This is a genomic window from Burkholderia sp. YIM B11467 (genome assembly GCF_052952715.1).
Genome location: NZ_JBQVSQ010000004.1, coordinates 167332 through 180215 on the forward strand (window position 1 = coordinate 167332; position 12884 = coordinate 180215).

General features: G+C 64.8%; 10 protein-coding genes. 9 read left to right on the plus strand and 1 reads right to left on the minus strand.

Annotated elements, in window-relative coordinates; genetic code table 11:
• Nucleotides 1-690, plus strand: coding sequence for a TetR/AcrR family transcriptional regulator (locus ACTRWB_RS16195; protein ID WP_446902759.1), 690 nt, complete (start codon nt 1-3; stop codon nt 688-690).
• A 205-nt stretch (nt 691-895) separates the two neighbouring features.
• Here the strand turns inward: ACTRWB_RS16195 and ACTRWB_RS16200 are convergent, their stop codons facing one another.
• On the minus strand, nt 896-2149 hold the full coding sequence (locus tag ACTRWB_RS16200) for a PucR family transcriptional regulator (RefSeq protein WP_446902471.1): 1254 nt from the start codon (nt 2147-2149) through the stop codon (nt 896-898).
• 139 nt (nt 2150-2288) lie between these two features.
• On the opposite strand from ACTRWB_RS16200, the gene ACTRWB_RS16205 reads away from it, so the two are divergent.
• From ACTRWB_RS16205 to ACTRWB_RS16240, 8 genes are all read left to right on the plus strand, one after another.
• Nucleotides 2289-3815: a flavin-containing monooxygenase gene (locus ACTRWB_RS16205; protein WP_446902472.1), complete on the plus strand. Its 1527-nt coding sequence runs from the start codon at nt 2289-2291 to the stop codon at nt 3813-3815.
• A 2-nt stretch (nt 3816-3817) separates the two neighbouring features.
• Complete coding sequence (locus ACTRWB_RS16210) at nt 3818-4774, plus strand: alpha/beta fold hydrolase (protein WP_446902473.1); 957 nt, start codon at nt 3818-3820, stop codon at nt 4772-4774.
• Nucleotides 4775-4943: 169 nt separating this feature from the next.
• Nucleotides 4944-6365 (plus strand): coniferyl aldehyde dehydrogenase, encoded by a 1422-nt coding sequence (locus ACTRWB_RS16215; protein WP_446902474.1) that lies wholly within the window; start codon nt 4944-4946, stop codon nt 6363-6365.
• Between the two features lie 29 nt (nt 6366-6394).
• Nucleotides 6395-8065 carry a GMC family oxidoreductase gene (locus tag ACTRWB_RS16220; RefSeq protein WP_446902475.1) on the plus strand — a complete coding sequence of 557 codons (1671 nt, stop codon included), beginning with the start codon at nt 6395-6397 and terminating at the stop codon, nt 8063-8065.
• Nucleotides 8066-8211: 146 nt separating this feature from the next.
• The gene (locus ACTRWB_RS16225) at nt 8212-9906 is read left to right on the plus strand and encodes a long-chain fatty acid--CoA ligase (protein ID WP_446902476.1); all 1695 of its coding nucleotides are present in this window, start codon (nt 8212-8214) and stop codon (nt 9904-9906) included.
• A 240-nt stretch (nt 9907-10146) separates the two neighbouring features.
• Nucleotides 10147-10854, plus strand: coding sequence for a hypothetical protein (locus tag ACTRWB_RS16230; protein ID WP_446902477.1), 708 nt, complete (start codon nt 10147-10149; stop codon nt 10852-10854).
• Between the two features lie 36 nt (nt 10855-10890).
• A complete protein-coding gene (locus ACTRWB_RS16235) occupies nt 10891-11187 on the plus strand; it encodes an EthD family reductase (protein WP_446902478.1) in 297 nt (98 codons plus the stop codon).
• Nucleotides 11188-11275: 88 nt separating this feature from the next.
• Nucleotides 11276-12874, plus strand: a complete 1599-nt coding sequence (locus tag ACTRWB_RS16240) for a Re/Si-specific NAD(P)(+) transhydrogenase subunit alpha (RefSeq protein WP_446902479.1) — start codon at nt 11276-11278, stop codon at nt 12872-12874.
• Nucleotides 12875-12884: the final 10 nt, after the last annotated feature.

A 12884-nucleotide genomic window follows, 5' to 3' on the forward strand; every position in this document is an offset into this window, starting at 1 on the left:
ATGCGAGACCCTCACGACGACCCGGACACAATGACCGAACCCAAAGCGCACCACGGTGACAGAAGGCTGCGCGCGACGAGTGCCGCTTCGTCAGGCGGCAATCTCGACGGCATGCGGGCCCAGGGCCTGCGCACGCGCAACACGATCGTTCGCGTCGCGCGGGAATTACTGCTGAAAGGTGGCCCGCTGACATTCTCGCAGCGCGCGGTCGCCGCCGATGCCGGTATCAGCGTGAGCAATCTGCAGTACTACTTCCCGACCCGGCTGGCCGTGCTGCGGGCCGTGATCGAGCCGACCATCGATGCGTACCTGCGCGAGCTGACGCGCGTGCTCGACAGCGATGCCACTCCGGACGACGTGCTCGAACGCGTGCTGGCACGCTCGCTGAGCGATGCGAAGGATGCGCAATACGGCGCGCTGTTCAGGCATTTCCTGTCGTTCGCCGCCATCGATCCGGAATGCCTCAAGCTGTTCGACGGATGGTACGACACACTGACGCGCGAGATCGCGAAGCTGTTGCGCACCATCAATCCGGCATTCGACGCGGCCCACAGCCTGCACGTTGCCGCGCTGTTGATTGCGACTGCCGATGGCCTGACGATGCAATCCGGGTCAGCGCGATTTACGCAGGAGCTCGATGCAATGTTCATGGAGACGGCCCGTTGCCTCATCTACGAAAGGCGGCCTTGAGGCAACACCCTGCGGTGATAGTGCGTGGCGGGTAGGCGTCGCCGGTCACGGCGCGGCTGCGCGATATCGTGCCGGGTGCGCCGGGCCGTGACCGTGCGATAGCGGCAGAGACGTGTTGAGCTGACCGCAGCTGCCCGTTGCTCGTCACCGGCCGTTTGCACACATCATCCGCATGTGAAGAGCAGTCTCGACGCATTCACCGCAATCAATCCGGATCGCTGGCGATCCAATACAGCACCTCCAGCGCAGCCGCGACGTGCAGACGCTGCTGTGCGAGCGGGCGGGGCAGCAGCGACTCGGCGCGCTCGAGCCGGCGCAGCAGCGTGTTGCGGTGAACATGGGTTTTCTCGGCCGCGTCGGTCACGCTGCAGCCTTCCGCGAGAAACGCGCGCAGCGCAGCGCGCAGCGACTTGTCGGCGGTGGCCAGGTCGCCCAGCGTATTGGTGACGAACTGTTGTACGGATTCCATATGGTTCGTCATCAACGCGATCAGGCTCATGCTGTCCGCATGCACCACACCGACGCCGGCGTGCAGCCGGCCGAGAAGCCGCTGCGTCGCCAGCGCGTCCAGATGACCATGCCGGAATCCTTCCATGCCGCTCCCGGCAGTCGCGACGGCCATGTGCACGCCGGGCAGCGCGTTGATCGCGCGCTGCAACCAAGTCATGTCGAGCGGTTTGCCGTCGTGATACGTCCAGACCCACAACGTCGCCGTGTTCGCGACGACGACCAGTGCATTGTGCGTGCCCGAGCATTGGGCCAGCGCGTCGGCCGCCCGCTCCAGCAACCCCAGTTCGATATCCGCTTCCTCGCTCCAGACGATCGCGGCGTGATGGCGTTGCTCCAGCGTATAGCCCAGACGCCGGCTGGCCTCTTGCGCGCTGATGGTCGCGCCTTCGACAATCTGCGTGACCAGTTCGCGACGGTCGGCGTGAGTGCCGCGCAGTCGGGCTTCGCGTTCGGCGCGCATGAACTCCGCCATGCCCACCATGTTGGTGTCGATGTAAGTCGCGATCGAACGTGACGACACGGCCAGAAATTCGCGCAGTTCGTCCGGGTCCTGGGTCAGCGCAAACGCGAGCTCCATCCAGCGTTGCCACAGGACACTCTGCGACGAACGGGCCGCGACGAACACGAGGTCGGTCAGGCCGCGCCGCACCAGTTCCTGCGCACTACTCAGCATGTCGGCGGAAAGAAAGCGGGAAACGGGCGCGCAAGGGTTTTCAAGGTTGGCTGTTGCCCAGTGAATCAGCCCGTTGCGGTTGATTCGTCGCACGGCCGCCGCGAGCACGGGATCGCTCATCGTCGGGCTGGTCGCCACGTTCTCCTTGTCCAGTTCCTGCAGCCATTCCGTCTGCACATTCAGTGCGATCTCGGCACCCTGGCGCATCAATTCCCGGATGCGGGGCGACGGCAGCGGCCAGGGCGGCGGGGTGACAGGGGCAAGGGGCTGGGACATGGCGGGCAAGAATCACGCGAAGAGGTGCAAGTTGCACCAATTGTAGTCTCGGACGGTGCTTTCAACACCTTGTTTGAGCTAATTCGGTTGATAACAATAACGTCACATAGCGCATTTCGACGCAATCAGGAGACACGCCGTGACCGTACACCCTCTTCCGTCCACCGAGCACGTGGATTTGCTCATCGTAGGCGCCGGCCTTTCCGGGATCGGCGTTGCTCGTCAACTCGAGACGGACCGTCCCGGCACGACGTACCTCATTCTGGAAGCGCGTGCCGCGACCGGCGGCACGTGGGACCTGTTCCGTTATCCGGGCATCCGCTCCGACTCGGACATGCACACCTATGGTTACGGTTTCAAGCCGTGGGCCGACAAGAAGGCGATCGCCGGAGCGGATGCGATCCTTTCGTACCTGAGAGAGACGGCGGCCGAATACGGGATCGATCATCACATCCGCATGAATCACAAGGTGATCCAGGCAAGCTGGTCGAGTGCACAGGCTCTGTGGAGCGTCGAAGTCGAGCGCCTCGATACAGGCGAACGCAAGACGATCCTGGCCAAGTGGTTCTTCAGCGCCGCAGGGTTCTATCGCCACGACGAAGGCTACACGCCGAAACTCGACGGAATCGAGAACTTCGGCGGCCCGGTGGTTCACCCGCAGCACTGGCCGGAAGATCTCGACTACAGCGGCAAGCGCGTGGTGGTGATCGGCAGTGGCGCGACAGCCGTCACGCTGTTGCCGGCGATGGCCGGCAAGGCCGGGCACGTGACGATGCTGCAGCGCACGCCGACCTACGTGGTGAGCCTGCCGTCGGAAGACATCATTGCCAATACGCTGCGCAAGATCATGCCTCACAAGTGGGCCTACGCGATCGTGCGGCGGAAAAATGTCGCGATTTCCCGCTTCATCTGGCGCTTCTGCCGGTCGCGTCCGCAGGCAGCGCGGCGCCTGATCCGCTACCTGACCAAACGCCAGTTGCCGAAGGATTATCCGGTCGACGTCCACTTCAATCCGCCCTACAACCCGTGGGACCAGCGCCTGTGCGCGGTGCCGGACGGTGATCTCTTCAAGTCGATCCGCGATGGCCGCGCGTCGGTCGTGACGGACCGCATCAAGACCTTCACGGAAACGGGCATCGTGCTGGAATCCGGGCAGACATTGCCCGCCGATATCATCGTCACGGCAACCGGGCTCAGCGTCAGGTTCTTCGGCGGGATCAAGCTGACGGTCGACGGCGAGCCGGTCGATCTCCACAGCAAGGTGGCTTTCAAAGGCATGATGCTCAGCGGCGTGCCGAATTTCGGGTTCTCGATCGGCTATACGAATTCGTCGTGGACGATGAAGGTCGGGCTGCTGGCCGAACACTTCTGCCGTTTGCTGACGCATATGGAGCGCGGCGGCTACGCGGTCTGCATGCCTGAATTGCCGGACAGCGACATGCCGACGCGCCCGCTGCTCGATTTCGGTGCCGGGTACGTGCAGCGCGCGATCGGCGGCCTGCCGCGCCAGGGCCCCGGCACGCCGTGGATCATGTCGATGGACTATCACGTCGATGTCAAGATCCTGCGGCATGGCCCGATCGAAGATCCGTGCCTGCGCTTCCGGTATGCGCGGGCAGCGAGCGGAACGGATCGCGTCGAGGCCCGTCGGGCCGTCGGAGCCTGACCATGACGATCCACGCCATGGAAGAGATTCAGGACGCGTTCCGCGATCTGTCGAGCGGAGTGCGCCTCTGCTATCGCACCTACGGGCCCGACGACGGCGAGCCGTTGCTGCTGATCGCGGGCATGACGCTGCAGTTGACCTTCTGGCCGCCTGCGCTGATCGGCGCGCTGATTCAATGCGGCTATCGCGTGATCGTGTTCGACAATCGCGATGTCGGGCGCTCGTCCCGCATCCCGCTGCCGGGGCCGAGTGTGCTCCAGCAATTCCTGCGCCGGCCCGTCAAGGACGGCTACGACCTGAATGACATGGCGCAGGACACGATCGGCTTGCTCGACAGCCTGCAGGTGGCGAGCGCGCATGTTGTCGGCATGTCGATGGGCGGCATGATCGGCCAGGTGCTCGCCGCGCGCTATCCGCAACGCGTGCTGTCGCTCACCTCCATCATTTCCACGACCGGCGCCCGCGAGGTCGGACAGCCGGCCATGTCCAGCATGCTGATGCTGACCGCGCCGCCGCCGCGCACGCGTGAAGCGGCGGTTGAGCAGTACAGCCGCATCATGGCCCACATCGGCACGCAGGCGTATCCCGCGGATGACGTCGCACGACGCGCGTACGCGGCCCAGGCGTGGGATCGCGGCCAGCAGGCGCGCGACCACGAGAGCACGACCCGCCAGATCGGCGCGATCATCAATTCAGGAGACCGGACCGACGAACTCCGGCGAATCCAGGCGCCGACGCTGGTTGTGCACGGCGATCGCGACCTGCTGGTCGCGCCAAGCGGCGGCGTCGCGACCGCCGCAGCCATCGCGGGTGCCGACATGGTCACGGTGCGCGGCATGGGGCATGACATTCCCGATGGCGTCGTGCCGCTGCTGACGAGCCTGATCGATGGTCATATCCGGCGCCGTGCGACACGCGCTACCGCGGAACCCGTGTGCGCCGGCAGGCACATTGCGTGAGCCGGTTCGCTTGCGGAAAGCGATCCGCGCGTGACGTCGGGACGCAGCGCTCACGCAATCGCCGGCCACCGAACCGGCCCGTCGCCGCGTGAGAACCTGGAACATTTTGCAAGCCGCTTGTCGTCGTGACGCGACGCGATCGCACGATCGACAAGCCGGAGGAGACACCATGCATCAAGGCTACCCAACCGACCTTGCGGCGCGCTTCGAGCGCCAGCGCCGCGCATTCGCACTGGAGCCGAACCCGGCGCTGGCCACCCGGCTGGCGCGCCTCGAACGGCTGGCTGCGTGGCTCGATGCGCACGAGCACGACATCGTACGCGCCATCGACACTGATTTTCAGGGCCGCTCGGCTCACGAGACGCGGCTGGCGGAGGTGTTCATCGTGCGCGCTGGCATCAGGCACGCGCGCAGGCACCTGAAGCACTGGATGCGGGCGCGCCGCGTGCCGACCGCGCTGCATTTCCGTCCCGGCTACAACCGGCTCGTGCCGCAACCGCTGGGCGTGACGGGCATCATCTCGCCGTGGAACTACCCGCTGCAGCTTTCGCTCGGGCCGGCACTCGCGGCGCTCGCCGCCGGCAATCGCGTATTGATCAAGCCGTCCGAGCTTACGCCCGCACTCTCCGACCTGCTCGTGTCGATGGCGCGCGAGACCTTTGCGCCGGACGAGCTGGATGTTGTGGTGGGCGACGTCGAGCTCGGAAAGGCGTTCACCGGCCTGCCGTTCGATCACCTGTTTTTCACCGGTTCGACCCAGGTCGGGCGTGTCGTTGCACAGACGGCCGCGGCCAACCTGACGCCCGTGACGCTCGAACTCGGCGGCAAATCGCCGGCCATTCTCGATGCGTCGTGCAATGTCGCGATTGCCGCGCAGCGCATCGCGTTTGGCAAGCTGCTGAACGCTGGCCAGACCTGTGTCGCGCCCGATTACCTGCTCGTGCCCACCGGAATGGCCGATAGCGTCGCGTCGCACCTGGTGCGCGCCGTCGGGCGCCTGTATCCGACGCTGTCCGCCAATCCCGACTACACGGCCATCATCACCGAACGCCACCGCGCGCGCCTCGCCGACATGGTCGATGAAGCGCGTCGTGCGGGCGCCCGCATCCTCGAAGTCAACCCGTCCGGCGAATCGTTCGGCACGTCGTCGCGCAAGTTCGTGCCCACGATCGTGCTCGGCGCACCGACCGACACGCGGCTAATGAACGAAGAGATCTTCGGGCCCGTCCTGCCGATCGTCGAATACACGAATCTGGACGATGCGCTTGCCTACATTCAGGGCCGTGCGCGTCCGCTGGCGTTGTACTGGTTCGGCGAAGACGTGTCGCATCGCGATCGCGTGCTGCGCGAGACGGTATCCGGAGGCGTCACGATCAACGATTGCCTGTGGCACCTGGTACAGGAAAACCAGCCGTTCGGCGGCGTCGGGCAGAGCGGCATGGGCGCCTATCACGGACAGTGGGGCTTCGACACCTTCAGCAAACTGAAGCCGGTGTTTCACCAGACCCGCTTGAACGGTGCCGTGCTGTTCCATCCGCCGTACGGCCGCGTCTTCGATTTGTTGCTGCGCACACTGTCGCGACTCACGTGACTTCCGAATCCTGTATCGAGAGAAATGCCATGAATCATCATTTCGACTACATCGTCGTGGGCGGAGGCTCAGGCGGCAGCGTGGTAGCAGGGCGCCTGACCGAAGACCCGAACACCAGCGTCTGCCTGCTGGAAGCGGGCGGCGGCGGCAACGACATGGCGATCAACATCCCGGCCGGCACGGTCGCTATGCTGCCGACCCACCTCAACAACTGGGCGTTCGATACGGTGCCGCAGCGTGGGCTCGGCGGGCGCATCGGCTATCAGCCGCGCGGCAAGGCGCTAGGCGGCTCGTCCGCGATCAACGCAATGGTCTACATTCGTGGCCACCGCAGCGACTACGACACGTGGGCTGCGCTCGGCAATCCCGGCTGGTCGTACGACGAAGTGCTGCCTTACTTTCGTCTGAGCGAGCACAACGAGCGCATCAACGACGAGTGGCACGGCCAGGACGGCCCGCTGTGGGTCAGCGACCTGCGTTCCGACAACCCGTTCCAGGCGCGCTTCCTGGCGGCGGCCCGCCAGGCCGGCCTGCCGTTGACAGACGATTTCAACGGCGGGCAGCAAGAAGGTGTCGGCATCTACCAGGTCACGCAGAAGCAAGGCGAGCGGTGGAGCGCGGCGCGCGGCTATCTGTTCCCGCACCTCGGAAAACGCACCAATCTGGCCGTCGAAACTCACGCGCAGGTCCGGCGCATCCTGTTCGAGGGCAAGCGCGCAGTGGGCGTGGAAGTGCTGCAGAAAGGCACGTTGAAGACATTCCGCGCCCGGCGTGAGGTGGTGCTGGCAGCGGGCGCGCTGCAGACGCCGCAGTTGCTGATGCTGTCCGGTATCGGCCCGGCGGGCGAGCTTGCGCGCGTCGGCATCGAGACGCTGCACAATCTGCCCGGCGTGGGCCGCAACCTTCAGGATCACCCCGACTTCATCTTCAGCTACCGCACGCGCAGCCTCGATACGATGGGCATCTCGTTGCGCGGCAGCGCGCGAATGCTGCGCGAGATCATGCGCTTTCGCCGTGAACGGCGCGGCATGCTGACGTCGAATTTCGCCGAAGGCGGCGCGTTCCTGAAGACGCAACCGGGCCTCGACGCGCCCGACATCCAGTTGCATTTCCTGGTGGCGCTGGTTGACGACCACGCGCGACGCATGCACCTGGGTCACGGGCTGTCCTGCCACGTGTGCCTGCTGCGCCCGCGTAGCCGTGGCTCGGTCACGCTGCTCAACCGCGACCCGGCCGCCGCGCCGCTGATCGATCCCGCGTTCCTTGACGATCCGCGCGACCTGGAGGACATGGTGGCGGGATTCAAGATCACGCGCGGCCTCATGAACGCGCCCGCGCTCGCGGAGTGGATCACGCGGGACATGTTCACGCGCGACGTACACAGCGACGACGAGATCCGGGCCGTGCTGCGCAAGCGCACGGATACCGTCTATCACCCGGTCGGCACCTGTCGCATGGGCCAGGACGCGATGGCCGTGGTCGATCCGCAGTTGCGCGTGCATGGCATCGACGGGCTGCGCATCGTCGATGCATCGGTGATGCCGACACTGATCGGCGGCAACACCAATGCGCCCACCATCATGATCGCGGAGAAGGCGGTCGACATGATGCGCGGCGTGAGCCGCGTGGCGTCCGCGGCGCGCACGGCAGCGGTGGAAACGCGCCGGGTCACGACGTCGGGCATCGAGGCCGGCCGATAGGGTGAAAGTCCGATCACAGTGAAAGTCGGATTGTCGTCAGCGTCGGACTTTCACGCGACCAAGCGAATGCGTGCATGCAGCGTCGGGACGACGAGTCCCGTCGATGCCATTTATCACCCGCAGTTTTGACGAAGAGTTGCCGAATCATGTCTGCCATCCGATCGCCATTCTGGCCCGCGCACCTGGCCACGCATCAGGTGCCGCCCGCGACCAACCTGTTTCGTCACGTGGAGGCCGCGGCGGCGCGTCATCCCGACAAGCCGTTCATTCTTTTCTACGATACGCCGGTCTCGTTCGCGCGCTTCCAGGGCGAAGCCGAGCACGTGGCAGGCTTCCTGCAGCAACGGTGCGGGGTGAAGGCGGGTGACCGCGTGCTGCTGTACATGCAGAACAGCCCGCAATGGATGATCGCGTACTACGGCATCCTGCGTGCGAACGCGGTGGTCGTTCCTGTCAATCCGATGAACATGACCGACGAGCTGGAGCATTACATCGAGGATAGCGGTGCGAGCGCGGCATTCGTCGCGCAGGACCTGTATCCGCGCATCGCGCAGCTCGTCGGCGGCGCGAGTGGCCTCGCGAACGTCGTCGTGGCGACGTATGGCGACTACGTGGCGCAACCTTCGGCCGTCGCGTTGCCCGATTTCGTGGCCGCGCCGCGCCACGTCGACGGGCCCGGCGTGGCCCACTGGTGCGATGCGCTCGCCGCGAAGCTGGCGCCGGGCGAACTGACGGCGGGCCCCGACGACATCTGCCTGATGCCCTACACGTCCGGCACGACGGGCAAGCCGAAAGGCTGCGTGCATACGCATCGAAGCGTCATGTGTACGGCGGCGGGCTTCGTCGACTGGTTCGACGATCCTGAAGACGCGATCCACCTGGCAGTGCTGCCGCTGTTCCATGTCACCGGCATGCAGGGCGGGCTGAACGGACCGTTGTACCGCGGGTCGACCGTCGTCGTGCTGCCGCGATGGGACCGCGATGCCGCGGGCCGTGCGATCGGCCGCAACCGCGTCTCGGTGTGGCAGTCGATCTCGACGATGATGGTGGATTTCCTGTCGAACCCGAACTTGCAAGAATACGACCTGTCGAGCCTGCGCTCGTTGCGCGGCGGCGGCGCAGCGATGCCGGACGCGATCGCCCGGAAGCTCAAGGACGCGGTCGGGCTCGATTACGTCGAAGGCTACGGGATGTCGGAAACGATTGCCGCGACGCACATCAATCCGCCGGCACGCCCCAAGCCGCAGTGCCTCGGCATTCCGGTGTTCGACGTCGATGCGCGGATCGTCGATCCGATTACGTTCCATCCGGTGCCGCAAGGGGAGGTGGGCGAGATTGTCGTGCATGCGCCGCAACTGATGCAAGGGTACTGGCGCAATCCGGATGCCACGAGAGACGCATTCGTCGAGATCGACGGCAAGCGCTTCCTGCGTACCGGCGACCTCGGTCGCGTCGACGCGGACGGCTATTTTTTCATGGCCGACAGGCTGAAGCGGATGATCAACGCATCGGGCTACAAGGTGTGGCCGGCCGAAGTCGAGACGATGATGTACCGCCATCCGGCGATCAAGGAAGTGTGCGTGATCGGCACGCGCAGTGTGCATCGAGGCGAGACCGTCAAGGCATTCGTCGTGCTGGATCCGACCTACCCCGACGGTGTGACGCCAGACGACGTGGTTGCATGGGCGCGCGATCATATGGCGTCCTACAAGGTTCCGCGCATCGTCGAGTTCGTCGAGTCGCTGCCGAAATCAGGATCCGGGAAGATCATGTGGCGGGAACTGCAGGAAAGGGAAGAGGCCGCGACGGCCGCAGCCGCTCAAGGAAACGCTGTGGTGTGACTGACCCGCGACGCGTTACGCGTTGACCTGGATGAAGCGGCCATGAGGGAATTCCCTCATGTTTTGCGTCGATTTTATATTTGTTATTGTGACCTATTATTGTTAGTGTGAACTACAAATGGGACGACCCGGTTTGCGAAGTCGTTCGGTCGGGTCGGTCACTGTTATCGAAGGGTTCCCTGTGCGGGAGCCGGACATGGTGTACGGAGAAAGAGAATGAGGAACGATTCATACAAGGTCATGCGCTTCACGGCATGGAGCGCGATCATCGGCGGCCTGCTGGCCTACGCGAACGTCGGGCTGGTATCGATGGTGGCCGGCACGGATATGGGCATGTTGCTGCACGGCGCGACCATGCTGAGCTTGCCGTCCGACACGCGCAACCTGTTTCGCTTGTCGATGCTGGTCGACGTGTTCGGCTTCTATCTCGCGGTGCTCGTGATCGGCGGGTACTTCCTACACGCCTTCAAGGATGAACTCGGCGCGCTGGGTTACATGATCGCGTTCGGGATCGGGGCGTACGCGGTGCTCGGCATCACGGGCGCCGCACTCCAGTTGTCGGTGCTGAACCCGCTGGCGCAAATGTATGCGGGCGGAGACGACGCAACGAGGGCCGCCGCGGCGGCGGCATGGACGACGGTCGCCAACGGCACGCAAAATGGGTTGTGGTGGACCGAAGGCCCACTGGTGTTCTTCTGGGCGCCGATCGTCGCCAATTATCTGAAAAAATCCGGTTGGCACGGGTCGTTCTTGCTGAAGATCGTCGCATGGTTTTTCGCGGTCATTTTTGTGTCCGGATTCTTTCCGGAGTACGAGGCCGTGACGGGTGCGAGCGAGATCGTCGTCGTCCTCCTGCTGCCGTTGTGGATGTTGTGGTTCGGCTTGCAGTTGCTTCGCCGCACACGAAAAGTTCCGGCACACGTGCAAGGTGCTGGCGCGACCGCCTAATGAAACGCTCGAACACATCTCAATAGGGGATCGGATATGTCTACCTTGATCGTGAGCTACCCACGCACGGAAGGAGCGACCTTTGACCGAGAGTATTACCTCTCGAAGCATGGTCAACTTGTCGGCACTGCATGGAACAAATTCGGTCTGCACTCTACCGAATTCTTGTTTCCATCACCGACCCAGCAACCCTTCGCATGCGTTGCGATACTGCGTTTCAGCGATCAGGTAGGAATCGATATGGCTCTCTCTTCCGCCGAAACTCGTGAGGTGATGAGCGACGTGAAAAACTTCACCAATATCACGCCGACGATTTTCCGCGCGGATGACTGACAGCTCGCGCGGCTAGCCTGATTTCGTCATTTCCATCGGGCCTGCAATCCATGCGATGAAATAACCATCTGATAGACCGAACTGCCTGATGACATTACAGATTGGGATTCCTCTGGAGACCGCCGCCGGTGAACGGCGCGTAGCGACCGTCCCCGAAGTGGTCGAGAAGCTGATCAAGCTGGGGTTTTCGGTCGCCGTCCAAAGCGGCGCCGGTGCCGGCGCGAACTTTGACGACGACGCCTATCGTGCGGCCGGCGCAACCGTTGCCACAACGGCGGCCGACCTCTGGTCCGGCAGCGACATCGTGTTCAAGGTGCGCCCGCCGACCGGCGACGAAGTCGCGCTGATGCGCGAGGGCGGCACGCTGATCGGCTTCGTCTGGCCGGCGCAGAACCCCGAACTGATGGAGCAACTGGCCGCCAAGCGGGCCACCGTGCTGGCGATCGATTCGCTGCCGCGCACGCTGTCGCGCGCGCAGAAGATGGACGCGCTCACGTCGATGGCCAGCATCAGCGGCTACCGCGCGGTAATCGAGGCCGCGCACGCATTCGGGCGTTTCCTGAATGGCCAGGTCACGGCGGCCGGCAAGATTCCGCCGGCCAAGGTCTTCATCGCCGGTGCCGGCGTGGCCGGCCTCGCCGCGATCGGCACGGCCGCCAGCCTCGGCGCGATCGTGCGTGCGAACGACACGCGTGCGGAAGTGGCCGATCAGGTCAAGTCGCTGGGCGGCGAGTTCGTCAAGGTCGACTACGAGGAGGAAGGTTCGGGCGGCGGCGGTTATGCGAAGGTGATGAGCGAAGGCTTCCAGCAGGCGCAGCGCGCGATGTACGCGCAGCAGGCGAAGGACGCCGACATCATCATCACGACCGCGCTGATCCCTGGCAAGCCCGCGCCGAAGCTGATCACGGTCGAGATGGTGCAGTCGATGAAACCCGGCAGCGTGATCGTCGACATGGCCGCCGAACAGGGCGGCAACTGCGAACTCACGGTGCCCGGCGAGGCCGTCGTGCGCCACGGCGTGACGATCGTCGGTTACACGGATCTCGCGTCACGCCTGTCGCGGCAGTCGTCCACGCTCTATGCGACCAACCTGCTGCGCGTGGTCGAGGAGCTGTGCAAGGGCAAGGACGGCACGATCAACGTCGACTTCGACGACGACGCGATCCGCGGCCTCACCGTCATCAAGGAAGGCAACGTCACGTGGCCGCCGCCGCCGATCAAGCAGGCGGTCGTCGCGCCCAAACCGCAGGCGGCGCCCGCAGCGGCCGCGCCCGCGAAGTCCAAGGGCCACGGCCACAGCGGCGAGCCGACGTCGGCCAAGGCGCTCGCGATCGTGTTCGCGAGCGGCGCGCTGGCTTTCCTGCTCGTCGGCCAGTACGCGCCGGCGAGCTTCCTGTCGCACTTCACGGTGTTCGTGCTCGCATGCTTCGTCGGCTACATGGTGATCTGGAACGTCACGCCGTCGCTGCACACGCCGCTGATGAGCGTGACCAACGCGATCTCGTCGATCATCGGGATCGGCGCGCTCGTGCAGGTTGCGCCGCCCCTCGGCGAATTGGCCAACGCGGGCGATCGCCCGTCCGGGCTGATCCTCGGCCTGGCGGTGGGCGCGCTGACGCTCACGGCCGTCAACATGTTCGGCGGCTTCGCGGTCACGCGACGCATGCTGGCGATGTTCCGCAAATAAGGGGACGACA